Origin of the sequence: Streptomyces sp. NPDC094143, from assembly GCF_040303825.1 — a bacterium.
Lineage (GTDB): Bacteria > Actinomycetota > Actinomycetes > Streptomycetales > Streptomycetaceae > Streptomyces.
The window spans coordinates 68,416-94,774 of sequence record NZ_JBEOTZ010000018.1 but is presented as its reverse complement, the minus strand read 5'-3'; the positions used below and the strand labels follow the sequence as shown (position 1 = coordinate 94,774).

Genomic DNA, 26,359 nt, shown 5'->3' with positions numbered 1-26,359 from the left:
CTCTCCTCGCAGCGGCGCGGGCACTCCCGGACGGGGGCGCCCTGTGAGTGTCATGTAGATGACATGTGATCGTCCGGAGGGGACCCGGACGAGATCCGGAAGCGTAGCAGCGATCCCGGAATGGTTCGTACGGAGCTTCGAACGGCGTGTGGCGGGCCGGACTCTGATTCCGTAACACGGAGAAAACCCGAACCGGGTTCAGCACGGGCACAATCCGGCCAGCATCCGCACACAGATCACCCGGCACCGAGGAGCACGCACGATGTCCGAACCGCAGCAGGTCACCGACCGGCCGGCCGCCGGCCCGCCCCCGGCCCACAGCGTCGACCGGTTCTTCCGGATCTCCGAGCGGGGCTCCACCCTCGGCCGGGAGATACGCGGCGGCTTCGCCACCTTCTTCACGATGGCCTACATCCTGGTCCTGAATCCCATCATCCTGGGCAGCGCGAAGGACATATCCGGGCAGCAGCTGGACGCCGTCCAACTCACCACCGCCACCGCCCTGGTGGCCGCCGTCATGACGATCATCATGGGCGTCGCCGGCAACCTCCCCCTCGCGCTGGCCGCCGGACTCGGCCTGAACGCCGTGCTCGCCTTCCAGATCGCCCCGCTGATGAGCTGGGACGACGCGATGGGCCTGATCGTCCTCGAAGGCCTGCTGATCTGCGTGCTGGTGGTGACCGGGCTGCGCGAGGCCGTCATGCACGCCATCCCCCAGCCGCTGAAGCAGGCGATCAGCGTCGGCATCGGCCTGTTCATCGCCTTCATCGGCTTCGTCGACGCCGGGTTCGTCAGCCGCATCCCGGACGCCGCCAACACCACCGTGCCCGTGCAGCTGGGCGGCACCGGCACCCTCACCGGCTGGCCGATCCTCGTCTTCTGCCTCGGCGTGCTGCTGACGGTCGCCCTGCTCGCCCGCAAGGTCAAGGGCGCCATCCTGATCAGCATCGTCACCATGACGGCCGTGGCGATAGTGATCAACGCCACGGCCGACATCAAGTCCTGGGGCCTGACCACACCGTCCTGGCCCGACCGGATCGTCGACGCGCCCGACTTCGGACTGCTCGGCGACTTCGACCTGTTCGGCGCCTTCAGCGCTCCCGGCGTCGGCGTCGTCACCGTCGTCCTGCTGGTCTTCACGCTGATCCTGTCCGACTTCTTCGACACCATGGGCACGGTCGTCGGCATCAGCGCCGAGGCCGGTCTGCTCGACGAGGAGGGCAAGGTCCCGAACCTCGGCCGGGTGCTGCTCATCGACGGCGCCGCCGCCGTCGCCGGCGGAGCCGCCTCCGCCTCCTCCGCGACCTCCTACATCGAGTCCGCGGCCGGCGTCGGCGAGGGCGCGCGCACCGGCTTCTCCAACCTGGTCACCGGCGGCCTGTTCGCCCTCGCCCTGTTCCTGACGCCGCTGCTGACCATCGTCCCGCTGCAGGCGGCCGCCCCCGCCCTGGTCGCCGTCGGGTTCCTGATGATGACCCAGGTCAAGCACATCGACTGGGACCGCTACGACATCGCGGTCCCCGCGTTCCTCACCATCGCCGTGATGCCGTTCACCTACTCCATCACCAACGGCATCGGCGCCGGCTTCCTCGCCTACGTCGTCATCAAGACCGTCCTCGGCAAGGCCAGGGAGGTGCACTGGCTGCTGTGGGCGACCTCGGCGCTGTTCCTCGTGTACTTCGCGATCGATCCGATCGAGCAGCTCCTGGGAGCGAAGTAAGCGAAGTAAGCGAAGTGAGCGAAGCAGGCGAAGCGACGGCGAAGGGCCGCCCCCGGGGGGAAGGGGGCGGCCCTTCGCTCGTACAGACGCCATTCGCCCGGCCGGGGTTCAGTCCTTCAGCGCCGCTTCCATCATCGCCTTCGCGACCGGCGCCGCGAGCCCGTTGCCGCTTACCTCCGAGCGGGCCGCGTCCGACTGCTCCACGACCACCGCCACGGCGACCTCCTTGCCCGAGGCGTCGGACTTCCCGTACGAGGTGAACCAGGCGTACGGCACCTGGCTGTTGTTCTCGCCGTGCTGCGCCGTACCCGTCTTGCCGCCCACCGTCGCGCCCGCAACCCGCGCGTTCGTGCCCGTGCCCGTCTCCACGACCGTCCGCATCGCCGACTGCAGCTGCTCGGCGGTCGAGGCGGAGACGATCTCCTCTGAACCCGCCTGGTCGTCGTAGTCCTGCAGCACGTCACCGCCGCTGTCGGTGATCTGCGAAACCATGTGCGGAGCGACGAGCTTGCCGCCGTTGGCGATGGCCGCCGACACCATGGCCATCTGCAGGGGCGTGGCGGTGACGTCGAACTGGCCGATGCCCGTCAGGGCCGTCTCCGACGGGTACATGTCGGAGGGGTACACGCTGGTGTAGGCCCGGACCGGCACGTCCTGCTCGTCGTCGTTGAAGCCGAACCTCTCGGCCATCGCCCTGACCTTGTCCTCGCCGAGCTTCACGGCCATCTTCGCGAAGACGTTGTTGCACGAGTACTCCAACGCCGTGCGGATCGTGGCGTTGGTGCAGGGCGCGTTCGGGTTCTCGTTGGTCAGCTGCCGGGTGGTACCCGGCAGGGTGTACGGGTCAGGGCTGTCGGTGCGCTCGTCGACCGACGAGTACAACCCGTCCTCCAGCGCCGCGGCGGCCACGACCAGCTTGAACGTCGAACCGGGCGGCAGCGGCTGCCGCAGCGCGCGGTTGGTCAGCGGCTTGTCCGGATCCGCGGTGAGCTTCTTCCAGGCCGCACCCGCCGTGTTGGCGTCCGTCAGCGACGAGGGGTCGTAGGACGGCGTCGACACGACCGCCAGGATCCTCCCGGTCCGCGGGTCGACGGCGACGGCCCCGCCCTTCTTGCCGCCGAGCGCGTCGTACGCCGCCTTCTGCACGTCCGGGTCAATCGTCGTCACCACGTTGCCCGGGTCGGCCCGCTGGTCGGTGAGCGTGTCCAGCACCGACTTCAGGCGGCTGTCCGTGCCGTTGAGCAGGTCGGTGTAGATGCCCTCCAGCTGGGTCGGCGCGTAGGCCTGTGACGCGTATCCCGTCACCGCCGCGTACAGCGGGCCGTCCGCGTACGTGCGCTTGTACCTGAGGTCGCCCGTCTTCGTCGGGGCCGAGCCGGTGACCGACCGGCCGCCCACGATGATGTTCCCGAGCGGCGCCGAGTACGTCAGGATCGCGTTCCGCCGGTTGTCCTTGTCGTCTGCCAGCGCCCGGCCCTCGTAGAACTGCACCCAGGTCGCCCTGACCAGCAGGGCCAACACCAGCAGCAGTGTGAAGACCGATGCGCGCCTGATCGTCTTGTTCATACCGAACTGGAAGACGAATCGCGCGGGGCGGATCGTTCCCGTCCGTCCGGATTCACCTCCGCCCGCCCCGTTTTCTCATCCGCCGTTCAGGAAGCCCGCCTCGTACGCCGCGATCACCGCCTGCGTCCGGTCCCGGGTGCCCGTCTTGGCCAGGACCGCCGCGACGTGCGACTTCACCGTGGCCGGGCCGACCTGGAGCCGGCGCGCGATCTCCGCGTTGGTCAGGCCCCGCGCCATGTGCCGCAGCACGTCCCCCTCGCGCGCCGTGAGCTTCGCCACCCACGCGGGCGGGGCCGGGTGCGCGCGGGCGTGCTCGGTCGCCAGGGTGCGCACGGCCGCCGGGAAGAGCAGGCTGTCGCTGCGCGCCACCAGCCGGACCGCCTGCACGAGCGCGTCGGCGTCGGCCCGCTTCAGCAGGAACCCGGCGGCCCCGGCGCGCAGCGCGTCGTACACATAGGAGTCGTTCTCGAACGTCGTCACGACGACGATCCGGGGCGGCTCGGCCAGGGTGGCCAGGATCTGCTCGGTGGCACGGATGCCGTCGATCCCCGGCATCCGGACGTCCATGAGGACGACGTCCGGACGCAGGTCCCGCACGAGGGAGACGGCCTCCGCGCCGGTGGCCGCCTCGCCCGCCACCTCCAGGTCGGGCTCGGCGGAGAGGATGGCGCGCAGCGCGGTGCGGACCATGCGCTCGTCGTCGGCCAGGACGACGCGGATCGGGCTCGGACGGGTCATGCGGGTCCCTTCAGCGGCAGGCGTACGTGCAGACGGAAGATCTCCCCGGCCGGTCCGGTGGTTCCCGCCGTCATCGTGCCGCCCAGCAGCCTGGCCCGGTCCGCGATGCCCCGCAGGCCGTGGCCGCCGCCGGGCCGGGAGGACACCGGCCCGGTCACCGGGTTCTCCACGGTGATCGTCAGCTCCCCGTCCGCCACCCCGATCCGCACGTCCACGGCGACCTGCTCACCGGCGTGCCTGAGGGCGTTGCTCAGCCCCTCCTGCACGATGCGGTAGGCCTCGCGGGACACGAGCGGGGGCAGCGCCCCGAGGCCGGCGGCGACCGTGGCGGACACGCGCTGCCCGCCCGCCCGGGTCCGGGCCAGCAGGCCGTCCAGGTCGGCGGCGAGGGTGGGCGCCGGCGCCGTGCCCGGACCGCCGCCCTCGCGCAACACGCCCAGCACGGCGTCGAGTTCGCCCACCGTACGCCGGGTCGTGTCCTCGATCGCGGCGAGGGCCTCACGCACGAACTCCGGGTCGGAGTCGAGGACCCGGCGGGCCGCGCCCGCCTGCAGGGTGACCGCGCTCAGCGCGTGCCCGACGGAGTCGTGCAGCTCCCGCGCCAGCCGGTTGCGCACGGCGAGGTCGGCGGCGCGTGCCTCGGCGGCGGCCAGCCGGTCCTGCGGCGTGGGCCCCAGCAGCCTCGGCGCCCAGTGGGCCAGCAGGGCGCCGCAGCCGGCCGCGCAGCCCGCCAGGGCCGCGAGCGAGACCAGGCCCACGACCGGGGCGAGGGCCAGCGCCCAGGTGTGGTCGAGGACTTCGGGCAGCCCGAGCCGGGTACCGCGCAGTCCCGCGAAGACCGGCAGCGCGATCAGCACGGCGGCGAACGGCGGCAGGGCCAGCGACATCCCCGCGATGATCCCGCCGACCCCGAGGTGCAGCGTGAACCAGGCCGCCGTGCGCCCCTTCTCACCGCGCGTGCGGGCCGGTTCGAAGGCGAGCCGCTCCGCGTCGACCCCGCACAGCCAGCGCACGGCGGCGGCCTCCAGCGGCCGGGTCAGCGGGAACAGGGACGTGACGGCGGCGATCGGCAGTCCCACACCGAACGAGGCGAGCTGGAGCGGGAAGGACCCGAAGACGTTCCGCGATCCGGTGACCGGGCCGATGACCGCCTCCCCGACCAGGACATAGGGCATGGCGAGCGCGCCGCCGAGGATCAGATGCACCCAGCGCAGCCGCGCCCGCCGGCCGAACAGGAACCGGGCGGCACCCCTCACGCCGTCCGCCGCGCGGACCCGGCCGCACGCTCCGCGAAGAAGTAGGCGCCGAGGGCCGCGACGAGGAAGCCGGAGAGCATCTGCCCAGCGTAGGCGAGGTTCATCAGCGGCGTCGGCCGGTCCGCGATGTCCTCGACACCGCCGAGGGAGGCGAGCGAGAGCCAGCCGCCCCAGCAGGCCACGGCCCCGGAACCGACCCAGGCCAGGCCCAGCGGCACGGCCACGGGCAGGGCCCGGCCGCGCCGGAAGGCCAGGGACAGCCCTCCCGCGACCGCCGCCAGCAGGAAGCACACGAAGACGGCCTCCAGGACGTGGAAGTCACCGGTGCGCCCGGCGGCCCGCCCGGCGCCGAGCCCGGCGGTGCCGCCGCAGGCCCACAGCAGGTGCAGGGTGAGCGGCGGCAGGGCGGCGACGGCGGCGGCGACGGCGAGGGCGCGATGGGCCGGTCCGAGGTCGCCGACGGGCAGCTCCCACACCCGCCCGCGCCACAGCCGCCCCCAGCGGTCCCGCGCGTGGAGCGCGAACAACCCGCCCAGGGCGAGGCCCTGGAGGATGAACCCCGAGTACACGACGGCGAACACCCACTCCGCCAGGAAGGGCTCCCGCCCCGCCGGCCGCGCCCCGCCGCCGCCGAACGCCCGCACGACCAGCTGTGCCGGGAAGCCCGCCATGATCGGCGCGAGCAGCCCGGTGGCGACCCAGACCGGGAACGCGAGCAGCCACGCGGGCACCCTGAGCCCCCACGGCCGGGTCAGCACCAGCGCCAGCACGATCACCGCGCTGTCCAGCAGCACGGAGAGGGCGTTGATCACGGCCGTGGTGAGGCGGTCGTCCAGCATCGCGCTGCCCGCGGGGATCCCGAGGTGACTCCCGGCGATCCAGGCGGCCTTGAGCCCGAGGTAGGGCAGACAGGAGACGACGGCGACGGCACGGAGGATCCGCCGGGTGCGGCCGGGACCGGCAGTGGTGCGCGGAGCGAGCGACTGCGTCATGCGCCCAGGCTCCCGTGGCGAAGCCCGCGGCCACCTCCTGCGCGCCGACGATCCGTCTCCGCCGCACGGGGGAGACCGTCCCGCCCGGCTCAGCCCTCCAGGACCAGCACCGTCTCGTCGGTCTCGGCGCCCCGCGCCTGCGCGTAGCCCCTGGCCGAGGCCACCGCGCGGAACCCGCACTTCTCCAGCACCCGCAGCGATCCCGCGTTGTCCGCGGCCGCCCGGGCGTACAGCGGACGCTCGGGCACCTCCGTCAGCAGCGCCCGCAGGGCGGCCGTGGCCAGGCCCTTGCCCCAGTACGCGCGGTCGATCCAGTACGTCACCTCGCGCTCGCCCGGCACCCCGTACACCGCCGCGCTGCCGACCACGTCACCGTCGGCCAGCACCGTGCGCACCACGTCCGAGGAGGAACGGATCCGAGCCCAGTGGGCGTCGAAGGCGTCCCGGTCGGACGGATCCGCCGGGGTGAAGGCCGCCATGCGGAGCGACTCGGGGTCGTTCAGCTGCCGGAAGAAGACCGGCAGGTCGCTGTCGTGGACCGCGCGCAGCTCGACGTTCATGCCTCAGAGCCTACGGGTGGCCAGGGTCAGCCGGTCCCGGGCGTCGAACAGCGCGTCCTTCACCAACTGCTCGTGCGCCGGCGTCAGCCGGGCCACCGGCACCGAGCAGCTGATCGCGTCCCGCGCCGGGGTGCGGTAGGGGATGGCCACGCCGAAGCAGCGCAGCCCCAGCGTGTTCTCCTCGCGGTCCACGGCGAAGCCCTGCTCGCGCACCTGGTGCAGCTCCTCGATGAGCTTCTCCCGGTCGGTGATCGTGTTCTCGGTCAGCCCGGGCAGCGTCTCCGGGAGCATCTTGCGGACCTGCTCGTCGGAGTAGGTGCTCAGCAGCGCCTTGCCGAGGGACGTGGAGTGCGCGGGCAGCCGGCGGCCGACCCGGGTGAAGGGGCGCAGGTAGTGCTGCGACTGGCGGGTGGCGAGGTAGACGACGTTGGTGCCGTCGAGGCGGGCGAGGTGGATGGTCTCCGTGGTGTCGTCCGAGAGCCGGTCCAGGGTCGGCCGGGCCGCGGCGACGACCTCGTCGCCGTCGATGTACGACGTGCCCACCAGCAGGGCCCGCACCCCGATGCCGTAGCGGGTGCCCGTGGCGTCCGTCTCCACCCAGCCCAGCTCGACGAGCGTGCGCAGCAGCATGTAGAGGCTGGACTTGGGGTAGCCGACGGCCTCCTGGACCGCCGCGAGCGAGTGCATACCGGGACGCCCGGCGAAGTATTCGAGCAGTTCAACCGTGCGTACCGCGGACTTGACCTGCGCCCCGCCGCCCGTCTCGCCAGCCGACATCGCCCTTGACCCCTTCGTTCGACGGGAAATAGTCTCCGAAGCGTATTCATCATCAGAGACAGCGTTCAGTATATCGAACGCCCCTGGTGGATGACCCAGTACTGCGGCATTACATGTGTGGAGGGACCCGCGGTGGCAGCAGCACCAGTCTGGAGTGTCGACCCCCGAACCGGGAAGCAGCGCGAGCAGGTTGCGGTGGAGGCCACAGCCCAGGAGGTGGACGCCGCCGTCCGTGCCGCGCACGAGGCGCGCGGTTCGCTCGCGGACCGTACCGTCCGCGCGGCCTTCCTGCGCGCCGCCGCCGAGGAGCTTCAGGCGGCCAAGGACGGACTCGTCGAGACCGCCGACGCCGAGACCGCGCTCGGCCCGGTCCGGCTGACCGGCGAACTCGCCCGCACCTGCTACCAGCTGCGGGCCTTCGCCGACATCGTCGACGAGGGCGCCTTCCTCGACGTCGTCATCAACCACCCCGACGACACCGCCACCCCGCCGATCCCGGACCTGCGCCGCTACAAGGTGCCCCTCGGCGTCGTCGCCGTCTACTCGGCCTCGAACTTCCCCTTCGCCTTCTCCGTCGCCGGCGGCGACACCGCGAGCGCCCTCGCGGCCGGCTGCCCCGTCGTGGTCAAGGCCCACCCCGACCACCCGGCCCTGTCCGAGTACGTCGCCAAGGTGCTGCGCCGCGCCGCCGCCCGGCACGACATCCCCGAGGGCGTCGTGGGCCTGGTCCACGGCTTCGAGGCCGGCGTCGAGCTGATCAAGCACCCACTGGTCGCGGCGGCCGGCTTCACCGGGTCCGTGCGCGGCGGGCGGGCCCTGTTCGACGCGGCGGCCGCCCGCCCCGTGCCGATCCCGTTCCACGGTGAGCTGGGCTCGCTGAACCCGGTCGTCGTCACCGAGGCCGCCGCCGCCGAGCGCGCCGAGGCCATCGGCTCGGGCCTCGCCGGTTCGATGACGCTGGGCGTCGGCCAGTTCTGTGTGAAGCCGGGCCTCGTCCTCGCGCCCTCCGGCGCCGCCGGTGACGCCCTGCTCAAGTCGCTGACCGACGCCGTCAGCGACACCGACGCCGGGGTCCTGCTCGACCACCGCATGCGCGACAACTTCGTCGCCGGTGTCGCCGAGCGGGCCGAACTGCCCGACGTCGAGTCGCCGGTCACGCCCGGCGCGGGCGGCGAGCACACCGTCAGCGCGGGCTTCCTCACCGTCCCCGCGAGCAGGCTGGCCCAGGAGGGCGAGCACGACCTGCTCCTGGAGGAGTGCTTCGGGCCGGTCACCGTGGTGGCCCGCTACGAGGACGAGACCGAGGTCAAGGCCGTGCTGTCGCGGCTGCCGGGCAACCTGACCGCGACGGTGCAGCTGTCCGAGGAGGAGGCCGCGGGCCAGGGCCGTGGCGCCGAGCTGCTGCAGGAACTGACGCCGCTGGCCGGGCGGGTGCTCGTCAACGGCTGGCCGACGGGGGTCGCGGTCGCGCCCGCGCAGCACCACGGTGGGCCGTACCCGGCGACGACGTCGACGTCCACGTCGGTGGGCGGCACGGCGATCGAGCGGTGGCTGCGGCCGGTCGTGTATCAGAACGCCCCGGAGGCGTTGCTCCCGGCGGAGCTGCGGGACGAGAACCCGCTGGGGCTGCCGCGGCGGTTCAACGGGCGGCTGGAGCGCTGAGCGCCGCGGGGGTGCGGGTGGATCGCGGGCTGCCGGTACGTCGTGGCCGTTCGCGCAGTTCCCCGCGCCCCTGAAGGGCGCGTCTGGAAGAGTGGGCCGAATGGATCTCGAACTTCCCGAACTGCCGTTCCCGCTGCGCTCCTACGGGCCCGAGGCGCACTGGTCCTACGAGGACGGCGTGCTCACCGGGTGGGCCGGGGCGCGGCAGGACCGGTTCGTGCCGCCCACCGGGGAGGGGCTGGACCCGGCCTCCGACGCGCCGCGGCTGCTGGGGGCGCCCGAAGGGGACTTCCAGCTGATCGCCAGGGTCACGGTCGGGTTCGCAGCGGCCTTCGACGCGGGGGTGCTCTACGTCCACGTGGGCGAGCGGGCCTGGGCCAAGCTCTGCCTGGAGTACTCCCCGGACGTCCCCACCGTCTGCACGGTCGTCACCCGCGGCCACTCGGACGACGCCAACTCCTTCACGGTGGACGGCAGTTCCGTCTGGCTCCGGGTGAGCCGCACCGGCCGCGCCTTCGCCTTCCACGCCTCCCGCGACGGTGAGCGCTGGACCTTCGTCCGCCTCTTCACGCTCGGCGAGGAGAAGGAGACGGGCGCGGCCCTGGTCGGCTTCATGACCCAGTCCCCGATGGGCGAGGGCTGCGCGGTGACCTACGACCACATCGCGTTCCGGCACCGGTGGCCGGACGACCTGCGCGACGGCAGCTGAGGGCGGACCGGGAACCGCCCTGTGTGCCGGGCACGTCCTCCGGTCCATGATCAGGGACAGAGTGACCCCCGGCCGGGTGATCCGTACGGTGCTGCCCGCCGAGGTGGAGCAGGTCGTCGCGCTGCACGCCCGGGCCAGGGCGACGTACTACCCGGACGGGGTGCCGCAGGACGGCACCGACTGGCTCGCCGCCTGGCACAGCGCCCTCACCCGGCCGGACGGACGGGTGCTGTGCGTCGTGGAGGCGGGGCGGATCGCCGGCCTGGCGTCCTTCCGCACCCCCGACGACGCTCCGCCGGACGTGGTGAAGCTGTACCAGTTCCATGTCGACCCCGGTCAGTGGCGCCGTGGCGTCGGCAGCGCCCTGCACGCCGCGTGCGTCGAGGAGTGGCAGGCCGACGGCAGCAGGACGGCCGTGCTCGACGTGCACGTGGACAATCGGCGGGCCCAGGACTTCTACCGGCGGCAGGGCTGGGTGCCCGAACCGGCGGAGCCGGGGGACCACCACCTGCGGATGCGGCTCGGCCTGCCCGCGGAATGAAAAGCTCTGCTTGAACGTTCACGCATGCGGCGGAGGGAGCCTCCGTACCCCGAGAGCCGGAGAGAGCCGAAGTCATGCGCGTCGAGATCTGGAGCGACATCGCCTGCCCCTGGTGCTACGTGGGCAAGGCCCGCTTCGACAAGGCGCTGCGGGAGTTCCCGCACCGCGACGAGGTCGAGGTGGTGCACCGCTCCTTCGAGCTCGACCCGGGGCGCGCCAAGGGCGACGTCCAGCCCGTGATCACCATGCTCACCAGGAAGTACGGGATGAGCCCCGCGCAGGCCGAGGCGGGCGAGGACAACCTGGGCGCACAGGCCGCCGCCGAAGGGCTCGACTACCGCACGCGCGGCCGCGACCACGGCAGCACCTTCGACATGCACCGCCTGCTCCACCTCGCCAGGGAGCACGGCCGCCAGGAGCGGCTGCTCGACCTGCTGTACCGGGCCAACTTCGCCGACGAGCGCTCCGTCTTCGACGACGACGAGCGTCTGGTGGAGCTCGCCGTCGCCGCCGGCCTGGAGGAGGAGGCCGCGCGGGCGGTGCTCGCCGACCCCCGCGCGTACGCCGACGAGGTCCGCGCCGACGAGCGGGAGGCCGCGCAGCTCGGCGCCAACGGGGTGCCGTTCTTCGTCCTCGACCGCAAGTACGGCGTCTCCGGCGCCCAGCCCGCGGAGGTCTTCACCCGGGCCCTCGCCCAGGCCTACGGCGACCGCGCGCCGCTGGAGATCGTCGACGGCGCGGACGCCGACGGCGCCTGCGGCCCGGACGGCTGTGCGGTGCCCCAGCGCTGAAACACCCAGCTCAGGGCGCATCCATAAGCGATTGTTGGCGACATCACGCAGAAATCGGCAATGGACGGGGACATCGAGGGGACGCAGAGTGGTCCCATGGAGACCTTCGAGAACCTCGTCCGTGCCGAGTTCGCCCCGAAGCACACCTACCTCAACACCGCGAGCAACGGGCTCCTGCCCGCCCGTACCGTCACCGCCGTGCAGCAGGCGGTGCGGATGCGGGCCGACGGCGCGCCCCTGGGTCCCCTGTACGAGGACGTGGAGGCCGCCCGCGCCTCCTTCGCCCGGCTCGCCGGGGTGCCCGCCGAGCGGGTCGCGACCGGGGCCTCGGTCGCCGAGTACGGCGCCCTGATCGCCGCCTCGCTGCCCGCCGGGGCCGAAGTCCTCACCGCCGAGGGGGACTTCGCCTCCCTGGTGAACCCGTTCCACGAGCGTGGCGACCTCAAGGTGCGGGCGGTGCCCCTGGAGCGGCTCGCCGAGTCCGTCCGGCCCGGCACCGCGCTGGTCGCCGTCAGCAGCGCCCAGTCCGCCGACGGCCGGCTCGCGGATCTGCCGGCGGTGCGCGACGCGGCCCGGACGCACGGGGCGCGCACCTACGTCGACGTCTCCCAGTCCGCCGGCTGGCTGCCCATGGACGGCGACGCCGACGACTTCCTCGCCGCCGTCGGCTTCAAGTGGCTCCTGGGCCCGCACGGTGCCGTGTTCTTCGTCGCCCCGCGGGACTTCGGCGGGCTCTCGCCGCTGCTGGCCGGCTGGGTCGCCGGCGAGGTCCCCTGGGACAGCTGCTACGGCCCGGTGGCGGAACACGCCCACTCCGCGCGGCGGTTCGACATCAGCCCGTCCCTGTTCAGCCACGCCGGGCTGCGGGCCTCCCTGGAACTCCTGGAGGAGATCGGCGTCGACGCGGTGCACGCCCACGACGTCGCGCTCGCGGACCGCTTCCGGGCCGGGCTCGCCGAGCTGGGACACGAGCCGGTGCCCGCGCCGGGCTCGGCGATCGTGTCCGTGCCCGGGCTCGGCCACCGGCAGGGCGAGCTGAGCCGCGCGGGCATCCAGGTGTCCGACCGGGCGGGGAACCTGCGGGCCGCGTTCCACCTCTACAACACGGCGGCGGACGTGGACCGGCTGCTGGACGCCCTCAAGGCGTGACGGCATGACGGCGTGAATGAAACCGGGTGGGGCCTCCCGTCCCACACGAGGAGGCCCCACCCGGCAGCTCGTTCACGCGCTCACCTCACCGGCGTGAAGTCCCGCGCCCCGATGAACTCCGGCCGCCGCACCGGGGCCGCGAACGGTTCCACCGCCGTGTTCTCCACGCTGTTGAACACGATGAACACGTTGCTGCGCGGGAACGGCGTGATGTTGTCGCCGGAACCGTGCATGCAGTTGCAGTCGAACCAGGTCGCCGAACCGGCCCTGCCCGTGAACAACCTGATGCCGTGCTCGGTGGCGAACCGGGTCAGCGCCTCGTCCGAGGGCGTGCCCGCGTCCTGCATCTGCAGCGACTTCTTGTAGTTGTCCTTCGGCGTGGCCCCCGCGCACCCGAGGAACGTCTTGTGCGACCCCGGCATGATCATGAGCCCGCCGTTGGTGTCGTAGTTCTCGGTCAGCGCGATCGAGACCGACACCGTGCGCATCCGCGGCAGACCGTCCTCGGCGTGCCACGTCTCGAAGTCCGAGTGCCAGTAGAAGCCACTGGCGCCGAACCCCGGCTTGACGTTGATCCGCGACTGGTGGACGTAGACGTCCGAGCCGAGGATCTGCCGCGCCCGGCCGACGACCCGCTCGTCACGGACCAGCTGGGCGAACACCTCGCTGATCTTGTGCACCTCGAAGACGGAGCGGATCTCCCTGGACTTCGGCTCGACGACCGACCGCTCGTCGGCACGGACGTCCGGGTCGTTCACCAGCCGGTTCAGCTCGTCGCGGTAGACGGTGACCTCGTCGTCCGTGATGAGCTGGTCGATGGCGAGGAAGCCGTCGCGCTCGAAGGACAGCAGGTCGGCCGGCACGATCGGCCCGGGCGCGTCGGGCGCGCCCCAGACGACCGGGTCCTGCCGCGGGGTGAGCACCTCGGCGGTGCCGCGCGTGGGGTAGAGGTCGGGGATACCGGTGGTGGTGGTCGTGTCGGTCGTGGCGGTCACGGAAACGTCACACCTCCTCGGTGAGCAGCGGGTAGACGCCGTTCTCGTCGTGGTCCTCCCGTCCGGTCACGGGCGGGTTGAACACGCAGAGGCAGCGGAAGTCCTCCTTGACCCGCAGCGTGTGCCTCTCGTGCCCGTCCAGGAGGTACATGGTGCCGGGCGTGATGGTGTGCTTCCGCCCGGTCTCGTGGTCGGTCAGCTCGGCCTCGCCCTCGACGCAGACCACGGCCTCGATGTGGTTCGCGTACCACATCGACGTCTCCGTACCCGCGTACAGGATCGTCTCGTGCAGGGAGAAGCCGACCTTCTCCTTGGCGAGGACGATGCGTTTGCTCTCCCACGTACCGGACGCCGCCTTCACGTGCCGGTCGGTACCTTCGATCTCCTTGAACGAACGGACAATCACGGTGCTGCGATGCCTCCTAGGTGGGTGGTGCTGTGGTGCCGGTGTGGTCAGGCGGTCTCGCGGACGGCGCGGGCCAGGGTGCTGAGGCCCTCGTCCAGTTCCTCGGGCGTGATGGTGAGGGCGGGAAGCAGCTTCACGACCTCGCTCTCCGGGCCGGACGTCTCGATGAGCAGCCCGAGTTCGAAGGCGCGCTTGGCGATCCTGCCCGCGCGGGCCTTGTCGTGGAACTCCATGCCCCACACCAGGCCGCGGCCCCGGTACTCCTTCACGTCGGCCAGGTTCTCCTCGGTGATGGAGATCAGCGCCTGCTCGACCTGCTCGCCCCGCGTGCGGGTCTGCTTCTCCATCGCGGAGCCGTCGGCCCAGTACGTCTCCAGGGCCGCGGTCGCCGTGACGAAGGCGGGGTTGTTGCCGCGGAAGGTGCCGTTGTGCTCGCCGGGCTCCCAGACGTCGAGCTCGGGCTTGAACAGGCACAGCGACATGGGCAGGCCGTAGCCGCTGATGGACTTGGAGACGGTGACGATGTCCGGCGTGATGCCCGCCTCCTCGAAGGAGAAGAACGCGCCGGTGCGGCCGCAGCCCATCTGGATGTCGTCGACGATCAGCAGCATGTCCTGCCGCTCGCACAGGTCGGCCAGCGCGCGCAGCCACTCGGGCCGGGCCACGTTGATGCCGCCCTCGCCCTGCACGGTCTCGACGATCACCGCGGCCGGCTTGTTCAGGCCGGAGCCCTGGTCCTCCAGGAGCCGCTCGAACCACAGGAAGTCCGGGACCTGGCCGTCGAAGTAGTTGTCGAACGGCATCGGCGTGCCGTGCACCAGCGGGATGCCCGCGCCGGCCCGCTTGAAGGCGTTGCCGGTGACGGCCAGCGAGCCCAGGGACATGCCGTGGAAGGCGTTGGTGAACGACACGATCGCCTCGCGCCCCTTCACCTTCCGCGCCAGCTTCAGCGCGGACTCCACGGCGTTGGTGCCGGTCGGGCCCGGGAACATGACCTTGTACGGCAGGTCGCGCGGGCGCAGCAGCAGGTTCTGGAAGGTCTCGAGGAAGCGGCGCTTGGCCGTGGTCGACATGTCGAGCCCGTGCGTGACGCCGTCCCGCTCCAGGTAGTCGATCAGCGCGCGTTTCAGGACGGGGTTGTTGTGCCCGTAGTTCAGTGACCCCGCTCCGGCGAAGAAGTCGAGGTACTCGTGGCCGTCCTCGTCGTACATGCGGCTGCCCACCGCACGGTCGAAGACGGTGGGCCAGCCGCGGCAGTAGCTGCGCACCTCGGACTCCAGGGTCTCGAAGACGCTCAGGTCGGGCTGGGTGATGGTCACGACGAATCGCTCCTCGGTGCGTGGGGGAAGTCTGCGAACTGCGAAGTCTGTGAACTGCGAAGTCTGCGAAGTCTGCGAAGTCTGCGGGGGTCGGGCGGGACGTCTCAGCGGGGCAGCGGTCCGATGCGGTACAGCACCTCCGGGTCGTGCGGCCCGTCGGGGAACAGGCCCGTGTCGAACAGCACCTCGCGCTCCAACGGCGCGCCGTGCCGCTCGGCGAAGGACGTGAACAGGCGCTCCGAGGCGGCGTTGCCCGGAGTGATGGTCGTCTCCACCGTCGTCACCGCGCGCTCGGCGACGGTCCGCGCGACCAGACCGTCGAGCAGCGCCGCGGCCAGACCGCGCCCGCGGTGCGCCTCGTCCACGGCCACCTGCCACACCAGCAGGGTGTGCGGGCTGTCCGGTCGCACGTACCCGGTGATGAAGCCCATCGGCTCGCCGCGCTCGTCACGCGCGACGGCCGACGTGGCGGCGAAGTCGCGGCACCACAGCAGATAGCTGTAGGACGAGTTCACGTCGAGAACCTTCGAGTCCTTGGCCATCCGCCACAGTGCGGCCCCGTCGGCCACCGTGGGTCGGTCGATCTGCACATCTGCTTGAACGGCGGTCATGCAAATCGAACTTACCCAGCGATATTCAAAAATGCATCGCCGATCGGGGTTACGGATGAACCCGCTCTGTGTTATCGCGCGAACGCGAGACTCGGGAGGGAGCGGCGGAGAGATGCCCGAAATTGTCCGGGTAATACCGGGCAAAGGGGTCACGGTGTGTAACGCGTCACAACCATGTAACCCCCACGAGATCTGCCAGAATTACCTCGTGAAAGGTCCTCGAAATCTGCGCGTTTAGGACCTGGGAAAGCGGGCAGAAGAGTACGGGTAGCTATTCCCGGAAGAATTCTTAATTGTGTTCCAGATTACACGTGGGGAAACTCGGAAAACACCTGGAATTCAGCGGCCGGTCACCGGCGGGCCGGGGACCGCCACGCGTCCTCGACGGCCCGCAGCGCCCCCTGCACGTCCACCGTCACACCCTGCTCGGCCAGCGCCGCCCCGAGCGCCGTCAGGCCGGCCCGGACGGCCCCGGGCGTCGCGTCGGCGCCGTAGTGGTTGACCCGGATCATCTCCTTGGCCAGCGCACCCCCGCCGGCGGCGATCGGCAGCGCCGGGTCCGCCGCCAGCGCCCGCCCCACCAGCTCCGAGGCCACCACCCCGGCCGGGACGCGCAGGGTCGTGGCGACCGGAGCCGCGTCCCGGGCCTCGCGCACGTACGGCTCCAGGCCGCCGCCGAGCGCGACCGCCCCGGCGCGGGTGGCCGCCGCGGCCGACGCGTGCCGCGCCATCACCACGTCCAGGCCCGCCGCCTCGATCCGCTCCACGCACGCCTCCAGCGCGAGCATCTCCAGCTGCGCCGGAGCGTGCAGCAGCGCCTTGCGGCCGCCGTCGATCCACCGCTCCTTCCAGTCCAGCAGCGACAGGTACGACCGCCGCGGCGCCCGCGGGTTCGCCGCCATCCGGGCCCAGGCCCGCTCGCTCACCGACACCGCCGACACCCCGGCCGGGCCGCCCATCGCCTTCTGCGCGCCGATCACGCACAGGTCGACGCCCCACGCGTCCGGCAGCACCGGCTCGGCCCCGATCGACGCCACCGCGTCCAGGTAGAACAGCGCCCCGTGCGCCCGCACCACCTCGCCGATCTCCGCGACCGGGTTGGTGTTGCCGGTGGCCGCCTCCGCGTGCACCAGGGACACGAAGTCGATCTCCGGGTGCGCGGCGAAGGACTCCCGGATCTGCTCGGCCGTCACCGCCGTGTGGAAGGGCACCGCCAGGTCGATCACCGTCGCGCCGCAGTCCCGCAGCCAGTCGCCGAAGGTCTGCCCGTAGGGGCCCGTGATGACGTTCAGCGCCGTCGTCCCCGGACCGGCCGTGGCGCGGATCGCGCCCTCCAGCGGCAGCAGGGCCTCGCCCTGCATGATCACGACGTCCTGCTCGGTGCTCAGCAGCCGCGCCACACGGTCCTCGATCGCGGCGAAACGGTCCGCGCCGAGCGGGGCCAGGTCCAGAAACGGATGCGTCACAGCAATGCTCTCTTCACTCACAGGTTCGACGGCAACGAGGGTAACCGGCGGGTACCACGCCCCCCGTACGCGAGGCCCGGAGGGGACCGCCCCCCTGCGAGGTGCCGCCCGCGGCTCACTAAGGTGCCGTGCATGAGCGATCACGCGGTGCTGCACGTGAAGGGACGGGTGCTCGTCGGGCCCGAGGACGTCCGGGACGAACTGTGGGTCGTCGACGGCCGTATCTCCTACGACCGTCCGGCCGGTGCCCGCGACGTCCGCACGGTCGAGGGCTGGGCGCTGCCCGGCCTCGTCGACGCGCACTGCCACGTCGGGCTCGACCGGCACGGCGCGGTCCCGCGGGACGTCGCCGAGCAGCAGGCACTGACCGACCGGGACGCGGGCACCCTGCTGATCCGCGACGCGGGCTCGCCCTCCGACACCCGCTGGGTCGACGACCGCGAGGACCTGCCGAAGATCATCCGCGCGGGGCGGCACATCGCCCGCACCCGCCGCTACATCCGCAACTACGCCTGGGAGATCGAACCGGACGACCTGGTCGCCTACGTCGCCCAGGAGGCCCGGCGCGGCGACGGCTGGGTCAAGCTGGTCGGCGACTGGATCGACCGCGACCTCGGCGATCTGTCGGCCTGCTGGCCCCGCGGCGCGGTGGAGGCGGCGATCGCCGAGGCACACCGCCTGGGCGCCCGCGTCACCGCGCACTGCTTCGCGGAGAGCTCCCTGCGCGACCTCGTCGAGGCGGGCATCGACTGCATCGAACACGCGACGGGCCTGACCGAGGACCTCGTCCCGCTGTTCGCCGAGCGGGGCGTCGCCATCGTGCCGACCCTCGTCAACATCGCCACCTTCCCGCAGCTCGCCGACGGCGGCGAGGAGAAGTTCCCCCGCTGGTCGGCCCATATGCGCAGGCTCCACGCACGCCGCTACGACACCGTCCGCGGCGCCTACGACGCCGGCATCCCCGTCTTCGTCGGCACCGACGCCGGCGGCGGACTCGCCCACGGCCTTGCGGCGGCCGAGGTCGCCGAACTCGTCACCGCGGGCATCCCGCCCGTCGAGGCCCTGGCCGCCGGCACCTGGAAGGCGCGCGCCTGGCTCGGCCGGCCCGGCCTGGACGAGGGCGCCCCGGCCGACCTCGTCGTCTACGACGAGGACCCGCGCGCGGACGTGCGCGTGCTGGCGGCACCGCGCCGGGTGGTGCTCAACGGGCGTGTGGTGGGCGGGGCGTGAGGGTGGCGCCGGGGAACGCCTGTGCCGGGGGATTCGAATACAGCGGCGATCTCGCCCCGTTGGGGTGAAGCGCTGCCGGATCGCTGACGGGGGGCGCGCGGCGGGGTGATTCTGTCCGGGTCCCGAGCCTGTCTCTTCTGGGAGTCCCCACCGTGAACAGCACTTCCTTCCGCATGCCCGCACGCCGTCTGGCGGCCCTCGCCACGGCGACGGCCCTCGCCGCCGGGCCCGCGGTCCTGGCCGGCGCGAGCCCGGGGCACGCCACCGGCGACCACGGGCGCGCCAGCGCCGCCGTCCTGCGCACCGGCCTGGACGTCTCGCTGCTGAACAAGTCGGTCGACGCCCCGCTGGCCGTCTCCCTCAACGAGGTCGAGGCCCCGGGCAGCGCCGAGAAGACCACGCTGACGGCCCGCCTGGACGCGGTGGACGGCGGCCGGCCGTTCAGCGTGCTGCGCGCGGAGGTGGCCCGGGCGACGGCCACCACGACCGCCACGAAGGCCGAGGGGAACACCACCCTGGCCCACGCCCGCCTGCACGTCCCGGGCCTGCCGCTGCTGTCGCTGATCGAGATCGAGCAGGTCACCTCGACGGCCACGTGCGAGGTGGGGAAGAAGCCGGTCGCCGCGACCGACCTGCCCGGCTCGGTCACCGTGCTCGGCAAGCGCGTGAACCTGACCGCCGGCGGCCCGACCGACGTCACGGTGCCGGGCGTCGGCGAGGTGCGCCTGGACCTGTCGAACACCCGGACGACGGCCCGCTCGGCCGCCGCCACCGCCCTCGAACTCAAGGTCTCTGTCAACCCGCTGAAGCTGAACGTCGCCGAGGTCGACGGCACGCTCACCCTGGCCGAGGCGACCTGCAAGACTCCCGGCCCCGCGACGGCGCCCTCCGCCCCACCCGTCGGCATCGAGCCCCAGGGCGCCCCCGCACAGACCAACCTGGCCGAGACGGGCGGCACTTCGGCGACGCCGTACCTCGTGGGCGGCGCGGTGGCCCTGCTGGCCGGGGGCGGGGGAGCGGTGCTCCTGGCCCGGCGCCGCGGGTGACGCCGTAGCCGGGCGGCGCGGGTGTCGTCGCAGGCTGGCGGCGTGGCTGACGCTGCAGCCCGGCGCCGCGGCTCGTTTCGCGGGTGTCGTCGCAGGCTGGTGGCGTGGCTGGCGCCGCAGCCCGGCGGCGCGGGTGTCGCCGCAGTAGGCCCCGTGTCGACCTGGGCGGGGCGGCGGTGGCACGGGGACCCGATCGACCGGGCCGGGGTTGCGGACCGCAGGGGGCCCATTGACCGGGCCGGGGTTGCGGACCGCAAGGGGCCCCATTGACCTGGGCGGGGCGGCGGTCGCACGGGGACCCGATCGACCGGGCCGAGGGGGCGACCGCGCGGGACCCGACCGACCCGGCCGAGGGGGCGGCGGGCCGCACGGGCATGCCGGGTCCCGGGGGAGCAAGACCGCGGCGCGTACCTCCGCAGCCGCACGGAACCACGCGTCCCAGGGGCCACGGTCTCACGCCACAGCGCTCCGGTCAGCTCCTCAGGGCCCGCTCCAGCGCCGTCAGGAAGCCGTCCACGGTCGTGCGGTCCCGGACCGCCAGGCGCAGCCACTCCTCGTCCAGACCCGGGAACGTGTCCCCGCGGCGCACGGCGTAGCCGAGGCCGCGCAGGCGGCGGCGTACGGTCCCCGCCCGTGGCAGGCGGATCAGGAGGAACGGGCCCTGCGCGGGTTCGACCACCCGCAGCCCGGCCGCCGCGAAACGGGCCAGTCCCGCCAGCAGGTACGCGCGGTCCGCCGCGACGCGGTGGGCCGCGTGCGCGGCCTCGGCCACCGCCTGGGGCGCCACGCACGCCTCGGCCGCCGCCAGCGCCGGTGTCGACACCGGCCACAGCGGCTGGGCCCGCTCCAGGTCCTCCACGGTCTCCGGCGCGGCCAGCACGTACCCGATGCGCAGCCCGGCCAGCCCCCAGGTCTTGGTCAGGCTGCGCAGCACCACGAGACCGGGCACGTCGGCCCGCCCGGCCAGGGACTCCCGCTCACCGGGCACGGCGTCCATGAACGCCTCGTCCACCACGAGCACCCGCCCGGGCCGCGCGAGGGAGGCCACGGCGTCCGCCGCGTGCAGCACGGACGTCGGGTTCGTGGGGTTGCCGATCACCACGAGGTCCGCGTCCTCGGGGACGGCCGCCGGGTCGAGCCGGAAGCCGTCCTCCTCCCGCAGCAGCACCCGCCCGACCGTGTGCCCCGCGTCCCGCAGCGCCGCCTCCGGCTCCGTGAACTGCGGATGCACCACGACCGGCCGCCGCACCTTCAGCGCCCGGGCCAGCAGCACGAACGCCTCCGCGGCGCCCGCCGTCAGCAGCACCCGCTCCACCGGCACACCGTGCCGCGCCGCCACCGCCGCGCGCGCCGCCCGCCCGTCCGGGTAGGCGGCCAGTCCGGTGAGCGACGCCGCGATGCGCTCCCGCAGCCACACCGGCGGCGTGTCCGCGCGGACGTTCACGGCCAGGTCGACCAGCGAGCCGCCGTCGTCCCGGACCTCCGCGTCCCCGTGGTGGCGCAGGTCGTGCCCGTTCTCAGTGCGCATGCGAGTGCGCGCCGTGGTGATGGCCGTGCCCGTGGCCATGACCGTGGTGGTGGTCGTCGTCGTCCGGGTGGAAGTGCGGCTGCTGCGGCATCCCCACCTTGTCCTCGAAGCCAGGCAGCGCGATGCGGTACACGCACGAGTCGCAGTTCATCCGCAGGTCGCCCTTGACGGCCTCCTCGTACCGCTCCCACACCAGGTCCAGCAGCTCCGGCTCGGGACCGATGACGTCGGCCGAGCGCACGTCGACCTCCGGGTGCGCGGCCGCCCAGCCCTCCGTCTGCTGCCGCACCCGGTCCGGCAGGATGCCCGTGAACAGGAAGTAGGGGAGCACCACGATCCGGCGGGCGCCCAGCCGCACGCACCGGTCGAGCCCGCTCGGCACGTCCGGCGCCGCCAGCGACACGAACGCCGTCTCCACGCCCGCGTGGCCGCGCCCCTCCCACAGCAGCCGCGCCGCCTTGTGCACCTCGGCATTGGCGTCCGGGTCCGTCGACCCGCGCCCCACCAGCAGCACCGTCACCTCGGACCGGTCCCCGGGCGTGCGCCCGGGGCCGGCGCCCAGCGCCTCGTCCAGCCGCCGCTCCAGCACGCTCAGCAGCGCCGGGTGCGGGCCGAGGGGACGCCCGTAGGTGTACGAGATGCCGGGGTGGCGCTCCTTCTCGCGGGCCAGCGCGGCCGGGATGTCGCCCTTGGCGTGCCCGGCCGACACCAGCATCAGCGGCACGGCGGCGAAGCGCCGCACACCCCGCTCGACGAGTTCGGTCACGGCCTCGCCCAGCGGCGGCGGGGACAGTTCGATGAAGCCGCCCGCGACGGGCAGTTCGGGGTGGCGGGCCCCCAGCTCCCGTACGAAGTCGCGGAACGCCTCGGCTCCGGCGTCGTCCCGGGTGCCGTGGCCGGCGATGAGCAGGGCGGGCGGGGTGGTCACAGTTTCTCCTCGGCGGAAGCGGGGTGGTACAGCAGGGCGTTGAGCGCGGCGGCGGCGACCGCCGAGCCGCCCTTCTCGGACACGTTGCTCACGGCGGGCAGCCCGCTCTCGCGCAGCGCGGCCTTCGATTCGACGGCGCCGACGAACCCGACGGGCAGGCCGATGACGAGCGCCGGGTCGGCGTCCAGGGTCAGCAGTTCCTCCAGCGCGGTGGGGGCGTTGCCGATCACCCACAGGGCGCCCGGCCCGACCTGCTCGTAGGCGAGCCGGATCGCGTGCGCGGACCGGGTCAGCCCGGGTCCGGCCACGGCGTCCCTCAGCCGGCAGACGGTCTCGCGGCGGGTGATGCCGGCCCCGACCATCTCCACGTCCACGACGACGGGCGCCCCGGCGTGCAGCGCGGCGTGCGCCTTCTCCAGATCGGCCTCGGCCATCACGAGGTCGGTGGCGTAGTCGAGGTCGGCGGCGGAGTGGATGACCCGCTCCACGACCGCCCGGGTCAGCGGCGGGAAGTGCGAGGTGTCCAGCCGGGCGCGCAGCCGACGGTAGGACTCCACCTCGATGGGATGCACGACGCGGTTCACTCGGCGCCCTCCCGCCCGCTCTGCCAGCGGTAGCCGCGCGGCGTCACCATGCGCCCCGCGATCTCCCGGGTCGCCGTGTTGCCCACGGTCACGACCGTCATCATGTCGACCGTCGCCGGGTCGAGAGCGCCCAGCGTGGTGAGCCGGCTGGACTCGTCCGGCCGGGAGGCGTTGCGGACCACACCGACCGGCGTGGCCGGCGTCCGGTGCTCGGCGAGGATCGCCAGGGCCTTCGGCAGCTGCCAGTCGCGGCCGCGCGAACGCGGGTTGTAGAAGGTGACGACGATGTCCGCCTCGGCCGCCGCCCGCACCCGGCGCTCGATGACCTCCCAGGGCGTGTGCAGGTCGGACAGGCTGATCGACACGTGGTCGTGGCCGAGCGGCGCACCCAGGATCGCGGCCGCCGCGAGGGCCGCCGTCACCCCGGGCACACCGACCACGTCGATGTCGTCGGAGGCCTCGGCGAGCGCGGGCGAGGCCATGGCGTACACGCCCGCGTCGCCGCTGCCGATCAGCGCGACGGCCTGCCCCTTGCGGGCCTCCTCGACGGCGGTGCGGGCCCGCTCCTCCTCGGCCCCGAGCCCCGACTCCAGCACCCGCGTGCCGGGCCGCAGCAGGTCCCGGATCTGGTCGACGTACTGGTCGAGCCCGACGAGCACGGCGGCGCGCCGCAGTTCCGCCTTCGCACGCGGCGTCAGCAGGTCCCGCGCGCCCGGCCCGAGCCCGACCACCGCGAGCCGCCCGCGCCCGGGCCGCCGTACGACGGCACAGGTCGCCATCGCGGGTGTGCCGTCGGCGCGCTCCGACTTCCGCTTCGGCACGAGCAGTTCGCCGCCGCGCAGGAGCGCCGCCGCCTCCGCGACGGAGGGCGTGCCGACGGCGGCGAGGGGCGCGTCCGACGGGTTGGGCACCTCGATTCCGGCCAGCTCCCCGGCCGGGTACGTCACCAGCGGCACCCCGAGGCGCCGCGCGGCCTCGACGATCCCGGGCTCCTCGGCCTTGGCGTCGACGGTGGCGACCTCGGCGAGGCTGCGGGCGGACAGCCCCGCCTCCCGCAACGCCGTCTCGACCAGCCCCAGCACCTCCTCGGCCGGCACGCCCGAGGAGGCGCCCACGCCGACGACGAGGGACGGGGGCCGCAGCACCACTTCGCCCGGCGCCGCCCCGACGAGCCGGTCGGTCAGCCGCATCGTGTACGTTCCCTCGGCCGCGACCGGGAGCGGCGGCAGCGGCCAGGGCACCTCGGCCCGCAGCGCCACCGGCTCACCGTCGAGCAGGGCCCGCGAGACCCCGGCGACATCGCCCTCCACGGGCAGTCCGAGCGTGTCGAGGCCGGGCAGGTCGACGGCGTCCGTCGCCGTGGTCACCACGGGCTCGGCGCCCAGCACCTCACCGACCGCGCGGGCCAGTTCGTTCGCGCCGCCGCCGTGCCCGCCGGCCAGCGACACGGCGAACCGCCCGGCCTCGTCCACGCAGACCACGCCCGGGTCGCTGGCCTTGTCGGCCAGCAGCGGGCCGACGATCCGCACGACCGCGCCGGTCGCCAGGAAGCACACGAGCTGCTCGCACTCCGCGAACGCCCGCCGGACGGCGTCCCCCACGGGCCCTTCGTACACGCGGGTGCGGTCCGGCCACGCCGCGGCCAGCCGGTCGCGTGCCGCCGCCCCCGCCGCGGTGGCGGAAATGAGGCCGATCACTGGGCAACTCCCTCACGATCCAGGGGCTCACGGACACCCCACAACAGGAAAACCGGATTGGTCGCCGCCAGCCGGGTCACATCGCCCGGCAGCGGCGCGAGCCGGGACGACTGCGACAGCACCCCGTCGCAGGAGAACCCGGCGCTCGTCAGGGCCTCGCGCGCGGCCGGCACCCGGTCGAGCGCGGCCATCGCGACGACCACCGCGCGCCGGGCCCGCCGGGCGCACGCGGCGACGATCGCGGGCAGTTCCCGCCCGCCGCCCCCGACGAACACGGCGTCCGGGTCGTCGGCGAGCCCGTCCAGCGCGGCCGGCGCCGTGCCGTGCACCACGCGCACGTCCACCCCGTGCGCGGCGGCGTTGGCGCGGATGCGTTCCACCCCGTCGGGCGCCTTCTCCACGGCGACGGCCGCCGCCCCGAGCCGGGCGCACTCCACGGCCACCGAGCCGGAGCCCGCGCCCACGTCCCACACCAGGTCGCCCAGCCGGGGACCCAGCCGGGCCAGGGCCAGCGCCCGCACCTCGAACTTGGTGATCATCGAATCGCGGTGCGCGAACTCCGCCTCGTCCAGGGCCCAGCCGGCCGGCTGCTCCCCGGGACCCGCGACCGTGCGCACGGGCCCGAGCGCCCGCGTCTCCTCCAGGCACAGCACCACGTTCACCGCCGTGCCCCAGTCCCGGGCGGCGGCCTCGTCGGGCGTCATCCGCTCCACGCGCTCGTCCGCCGAGCCGAGCCCGGAGGCGACGACCAGCACCCGGTCCCAGCCCGCCAGGGCCGCACCCAGCTCGGCCGGACCGGCACCCGGCCCGGTCAGCACAGCCGTCTTGGCCCGCGCCCGGCACACGTTGACGGCCGTCCGCAGCCGACGGCCGTGGGCGCTCACCACCACGGCGTCGTCCCACGGCAGCCCGACCCGCGCGAACGCGGCGGCGACGGACGACACCCCGGGCCGCACGTCCAGCCGCTCCGGCCCGAACCGCTCGGCCAGCACCCGGGCGATCCCGAAGAACCCGGGGTCCCCGGAGGCCAGCACCACCACCGGCCGGTCCTTCGCGACGTACTCCCCGATGGTGTCGAGGGCAGGGGCGAGCGGCCCGAGCACGACACGCTCGACGCCGTCCGGCAGCCGAACGGCGTCCAGATGCCGCCGCCCGCCCACGACCAGCTCGGCACCGGCGAGGACGTCACCGGAAGGCGCCGCCCCCGTCCCCGTGCCGATCACCGTGATCACGTACTCGCCCCCCGCTCGCGCAGCGCCCGGCGGGCCTGAGGGTCGGCCTTGCGGTAGCCGTGGAAGTGCCCCGGGTGGTACAGGTGCGAGCGCGTGCCGTGCGCGTCGAGGGCCGGGCCGACCAGGAACAGCGTGTGCTTCCAGAGCTTGTGCTCCTTGACCGTCTCCTCCAGCGTGCCGATCGTGCACTTCACGACCAGCTCCTCCGGCCAGGTCGCCTGGTAGGCCACCACGACCGGGGTCGTCGTCGGATACCCGCCCTCCAGCAGCTCCCGCACCAGCTGCCCGCTGCGGGCGGCGGACAGGAACACGGCCATGGTCGTGCCGTGCTTGGCGAACTCGCGGACCTCCTCACCGGGCGGCATGGGCGTCTTGCCGCCGCCGAGCCGGGTCAGCACCACGGACTGCGCGACCTCCGGGATGGTCAGCTCGCGCTGCGCCAGCGCCGCCACGGCCGAGAAGGAGGACACCCCGGGCACGATCTCGGTCGCGATGCCGAGCTCGGCACACCGGTCGAGCTGCTCCTGCGTGCCGCCCCACAGGGCGGGGTCGCCGGAGTGGATACGGGCCACCTTCAGGCCGTCGCGGCGGGCCCGTTCGTACACGGCGACGACGTCCTCCAGGGACATGGTCGCCGAGTCGAGGATCTCCGCGTCCTCGCGCGCGTGGTCGAGGACCTCGGCCTGGACCAGGCTGGCCGCCCAGATCACGACGTCGGCCTCGGCGATGGCGCGCGCGGCGCGGAACGTCAGCAGGTCGGCGGCGCCGGGGCCGGCACCGACGAAGGTCACTTTGCCGGCGGGGGCGTCGGCCATGGGTGGGTCCTCTCGTACAGGGGTTTGACGGTGATGAACGG

At 73.4% G+C, this 26,359-nt stretch carries 25 protein-coding genes; 8 read left to right on the top strand and 17 right to left on the bottom strand.

Annotated features, from left to right (window positions below; all coding sequences use genetic code 11):
• The first annotated feature begins 262 nt into the window (after positions 1–262).
• The gene (locus ABTZ58_RS23070) at positions 263–1,720 is read left to right on the top strand and encodes an NCS2 family permease (RefSeq protein ID WP_351359719.1); all 1,458 of its coding nucleotides are present in this window, start codon (positions 263–265) and stop codon (positions 1,718–1,720) included.
• 108 nt (positions 1,721–1,828) lie between these two features.
• Here ABTZ58_RS23070 and ABTZ58_RS23065 read toward each other — a convergent pair whose 3' ends face one another.
• From ABTZ58_RS23065 to ABTZ58_RS23040, 6 genes are all read right to left on the bottom strand, one after another.
• Positions 1,829–3,286 carry a peptidoglycan D,D-transpeptidase FtsI family protein gene (locus ABTZ58_RS23065; protein WP_351359716.1) on the bottom strand — a complete coding sequence of 486 codons (1,458 nt, stop codon included), beginning with the start codon at positions 3,284–3,286 and terminating at the stop codon, positions 1,829–1,831.
• A gap of 75 nt (positions 3,287–3,361) precedes the next feature.
• Positions 3,362–4,024 (bottom strand): response regulator transcription factor, encoded by a 663-nt coding sequence (locus tag ABTZ58_RS23060; RefSeq protein ID WP_351359713.1) that lies wholly within the window; start codon positions 4,022–4,024, stop codon positions 3,362–3,364.
• Positions 4,021–5,280, bottom strand: a complete 1,260-nt coding sequence (locus tag ABTZ58_RS23055) for a sensor histidine kinase (RefSeq protein ID WP_351359710.1) — start codon at positions 5,278–5,280, stop codon at positions 4,021–4,023. The genes ABTZ58_RS23060 and ABTZ58_RS23055 overlap by 4 nt, the downstream gene beginning before the upstream one ends.
• The gene (locus tag ABTZ58_RS23050; protein WP_351359707.1) at positions 5,277–6,272 is read right to left on the bottom strand and encodes a hypothetical protein; all 996 of its coding nucleotides are present in this window, start codon (positions 6,270–6,272) and stop codon (positions 5,277–5,279) included. The genes ABTZ58_RS23055 and ABTZ58_RS23050 overlap by 4 nt, the downstream gene beginning before the upstream one ends.
• An 89-nt stretch (positions 6,273–6,361) precedes the next feature.
• On the bottom strand, positions 6,362–6,832 hold the full coding sequence (locus ABTZ58_RS23045; RefSeq protein WP_351359704.1) for a GNAT family N-acetyltransferase: 471 nt from the start codon (positions 6,830–6,832) through the stop codon (positions 6,362–6,364).
• A 3-nt stretch (positions 6,833–6,835) separates the two neighbouring features.
• Positions 6,836–7,609, bottom strand: a complete 774-nt coding sequence (locus tag ABTZ58_RS23040; RefSeq protein WP_351359701.1) for an IclR family transcriptional regulator — start codon at positions 7,607–7,609, stop codon at positions 6,836–6,838.
• 132 nt (positions 7,610–7,741) lie between these two features.
• Here ABTZ58_RS23040 and ABTZ58_RS23035 point away from each other — a divergent pair, with 132 nt between their 5' ends.
• The 5 genes from ABTZ58_RS23035 (at position 7,742) to ABTZ58_RS23015 (ending at position 12,461) form a co-directional block, all read left to right on the top strand.
• Positions 7,742–9,271, top strand: coding sequence for an aldehyde dehydrogenase (NADP(+)) (locus tag ABTZ58_RS23035; protein WP_351359698.1), 1,530 nt, complete (start codon positions 7,742–7,744; stop codon positions 9,269–9,271).
• Positions 9,272–9,371: 100 nt separating this feature from the next.
• A complete protein-coding gene (locus tag ABTZ58_RS23030; RefSeq protein WP_351359695.1) occupies positions 9,372–9,980 on the top strand; it encodes a DUF1349 domain-containing protein in 609 nt (202 codons plus the stop codon).
• A 46-nt stretch (positions 9,981–10,026) separates the two neighbouring features.
• Positions 10,027–10,521: a GNAT family N-acetyltransferase gene (locus ABTZ58_RS23025; RefSeq protein WP_351359692.1), complete on the top strand. Its 495-nt coding sequence runs from the start codon at positions 10,027–10,029 to the stop codon at positions 10,519–10,521.
• Positions 10,522–10,595: 74 nt separating this feature from the next.
• Positions 10,596–11,312 carry a DsbA family oxidoreductase gene (locus ABTZ58_RS23020; RefSeq protein ID WP_351359689.1) on the top strand — a complete coding sequence of 239 codons (717 nt, stop codon included), beginning with the start codon at positions 10,596–10,598 and terminating at the stop codon, positions 11,310–11,312.
• 96 nt (positions 11,313–11,408) lie between these two features.
• Positions 11,409–12,461, top strand: a complete 1,053-nt coding sequence (locus tag ABTZ58_RS23015) for an aminotransferase class V-fold PLP-dependent enzyme (RefSeq protein ID WP_351359686.1) — start codon at positions 11,409–11,411, stop codon at positions 12,459–12,461.
• An 80-nt stretch (positions 12,462–12,541) separates the two neighbouring features.
• Here the strand turns inward: ABTZ58_RS23015 and thpD are convergent, their stop codons facing one another.
• From thpD to ABTZ58_RS22990, 5 genes are all read right to left on the bottom strand, one after another.
• Entirely contained in the window at positions 12,542–13,456 is a 915-nt protein-coding gene (gene thpD, locus ABTZ58_RS23010) for an ectoine hydroxylase (RefSeq protein WP_351359683.1), read from the bottom strand.
• A gap of 7 nt (positions 13,457–13,463) precedes the next feature.
• Complete coding sequence (locus tag ABTZ58_RS23005) at positions 13,464–13,862, bottom strand: ectoine synthase (RefSeq protein WP_094056451.1); 399 nt, start codon at positions 13,860–13,862, stop codon at positions 13,464–13,466.
• A gap of 47 nt (positions 13,863–13,909) precedes the next feature.
• Positions 13,910–15,181 (bottom strand): diaminobutyrate--2-oxoglutarate transaminase, encoded by a 1,272-nt coding sequence (ectB, locus tag ABTZ58_RS23000; RefSeq protein WP_351359680.1) that lies wholly within the window; start codon positions 15,179–15,181, stop codon positions 13,910–13,912.
• Positions 15,182–15,285: 104 nt separating this feature from the next.
• The gene (gene ectA, locus ABTZ58_RS22995; RefSeq protein WP_351359677.1) at positions 15,286–15,792 is read right to left on the bottom strand and encodes a diaminobutyrate acetyltransferase; all 507 of its coding nucleotides are present in this window, start codon (positions 15,790–15,792) and stop codon (positions 15,286–15,288) included.
• Between the two features lie 350 nt (positions 15,793–16,142).
• On the bottom strand, positions 16,143–17,258 hold the full coding sequence (locus tag ABTZ58_RS22990; RefSeq protein ID WP_351359674.1) for a pyridoxal-phosphate-dependent aminotransferase family protein: 1,116 nt from the start codon (positions 17,256–17,258) through the stop codon (positions 16,143–16,145).
• 132 nt (positions 17,259–17,390) lie between these two features.
• Between ABTZ58_RS22990 and ABTZ58_RS22985 the strand changes: the two genes are divergently transcribed.
• Both ABTZ58_RS22985 and ABTZ58_RS22980 read left to right on the top strand, forming a co-directional pair.
• Positions 17,391–18,488 (top strand): amidohydrolase family protein, encoded by a 1,098-nt coding sequence (locus ABTZ58_RS22985; protein ID WP_351359671.1) that lies wholly within the window; start codon positions 17,391–17,393, stop codon positions 18,486–18,488.
• Between the two features lie 152 nt (positions 18,489–18,640).
• The gene (locus ABTZ58_RS22980) at positions 18,641–19,534 is read left to right on the top strand and encodes an SCO1860 family LAETG-anchored protein (protein ID WP_351359668.1); all 894 of its coding nucleotides are present in this window, start codon (positions 18,641–18,643) and stop codon (positions 19,532–19,534) included.
• Positions 19,535–20,006: 472 nt separating this feature from the next.
• Here the strand turns inward: ABTZ58_RS22980 and cobC are convergent, their stop codons facing one another.
• Genes cobC through cobM form a run of 6 tightly spaced genes read right to left on the bottom strand, consistent with a single transcriptional unit; the run spans position 20,007 to position 26,318 of the window.
• The gene (gene cobC, locus ABTZ58_RS22975; RefSeq protein ID WP_351359665.1) at positions 20,007–21,062 is read right to left on the bottom strand and encodes an Rv2231c family histidinol phosphate aminotransferase CobC; all 1,056 of its coding nucleotides are present in this window, start codon (positions 21,060–21,062) and stop codon (positions 20,007–20,009) included.
• Positions 21,052–21,990 carry a sirohydrochlorin chelatase gene (locus ABTZ58_RS22970; protein ID WP_351359662.1) on the bottom strand — a complete coding sequence of 313 codons (939 nt, stop codon included), beginning with the start codon at positions 21,988–21,990 and terminating at the stop codon, positions 21,052–21,054. Before ABTZ58_RS22970 ends, cobC begins: the two co-directional genes overlap by 11 nt.
• Positions 21,987–22,574, bottom strand: coding sequence for a precorrin-8X methylmutase (locus ABTZ58_RS22965; protein ID WP_351359659.1), 588 nt, complete (start codon positions 22,572–22,574; stop codon positions 21,987–21,989). The genes ABTZ58_RS22970 and ABTZ58_RS22965 overlap by 4 nt, the downstream gene beginning before the upstream one ends.
• Complete coding sequence (gene cobJ / locus ABTZ58_RS22960; protein WP_351359656.1) at positions 22,571–24,271, bottom strand: precorrin-3B C(17)-methyltransferase; 1,701 nt, start codon at positions 24,269–24,271, stop codon at positions 22,571–22,573. The genes ABTZ58_RS22965 and cobJ overlap by 4 nt, the downstream gene beginning before the upstream one ends.
• Positions 24,268–25,503 carry a precorrin-6y C5,15-methyltransferase (decarboxylating) subunit CbiE gene (cbiE, locus tag ABTZ58_RS22955; protein WP_351359654.1) on the bottom strand — a complete coding sequence of 412 codons (1,236 nt, stop codon included), beginning with the start codon at positions 25,501–25,503 and terminating at the stop codon, positions 24,268–24,270. Before cbiE ends, cobJ begins: the two co-directional genes overlap by 4 nt.
• Entirely contained in the window at positions 25,500–26,318 is an 819-nt protein-coding gene (gene cobM / locus ABTZ58_RS22950) for a precorrin-4 C(11)-methyltransferase (protein WP_351359652.1), read from the bottom strand. The genes cbiE and cobM overlap by 4 nt, the downstream gene beginning before the upstream one ends.
• Positions 26,319–26,359 lie beyond the last annotated feature (41 nt).

What these genes read in the sequence shown, in the direction of transcription:
- ABTZ58_RS23020 (WP_351359689.1), top strand. Translation starts at nt 10,596, where the DNA reads ATGCGCGTCGAGATCTGGAGCGACATCGCCTGCCCCTGGTGCTACGTG.
- cobC (WP_351359665.1), bottom strand. Translation starts at nt 21,062, where the DNA reads ATGCGCACTGAGAACGGGCACGACCTGCGCCACCACGGGGACGCGGAG.
- ABTZ58_RS23070 (WP_351359719.1), top strand. Translation starts at nt 263, where the DNA reads ATGTCCGAACCGCAGCAGGTCACCGACCGGCCGGCCGCCGGCCCGCCC.
- ABTZ58_RS23030 (WP_351359695.1), top strand. Translation starts at nt 9,372, where the DNA reads ATGGATCTCGAACTTCCCGAACTGCCGTTCCCGCTGCGCTCCTACGGG.
- cobM (WP_351359652.1), bottom strand. Translation starts at nt 26,318, where the DNA reads ATGGCCGACGCCCCCGCCGGCAAAGTGACCTTCGTCGGTGCCGGCCCC.
- ABTZ58_RS23015 (WP_351359686.1), top strand. Translation starts at nt 11,409, where the DNA reads ATGGAGACCTTCGAGAACCTCGTCCGTGCCGAGTTCGCCCCGAAGCAC.
- ABTZ58_RS23045 (WP_351359704.1), bottom strand. Translation starts at nt 6,832, where the DNA reads ATGAACGTCGAGCTGCGCGCGGTCCACGACAGCGACCTGCCGGTCTTC.
- ABTZ58_RS22985 (WP_351359671.1), top strand. Translation starts at nt 17,391, where the DNA reads ATGAGCGATCACGCGGTGCTGCACGTGAAGGGACGGGTGCTCGTCGGG.
- ABTZ58_RS23040 (WP_351359701.1), bottom strand. Translation starts at nt 7,609, where the DNA reads ATGTCGGCTGGCGAGACGGGCGGCGGGGCGCAGGTCAAGTCCGCGGTA.
- ABTZ58_RS23060 (WP_351359713.1), bottom strand. Translation starts at nt 4,024, where the DNA reads ATGACCCGTCCGAGCCCGATCCGCGTCGTCCTGGCCGACGACGAGCGC.
- ABTZ58_RS23025 (WP_351359692.1), top strand. Translation starts at nt 10,027, where the DNA reads ATGATCAGGGACAGAGTGACCCCCGGCCGGGTGATCCGTACGGTGCTG.
- ABTZ58_RS23050 (WP_351359707.1), bottom strand. Translation starts at nt 6,272, where the DNA reads ATGACGCAGTCGCTCGCTCCGCGCACCACTGCCGGTCCCGGCCGCACC.
- ABTZ58_RS23065 (WP_351359716.1), bottom strand. Translation starts at nt 3,286, where the DNA reads ATGAACAAGACGATCAGGCGCGCATCGGTCTTCACACTGCTGCTGGTG.
- ectA (WP_351359677.1), bottom strand. Translation starts at nt 15,792, where the DNA reads ATGACCGCCGTTCAAGCAGATGTGCAGATCGACCGACCCACGGTGGCC.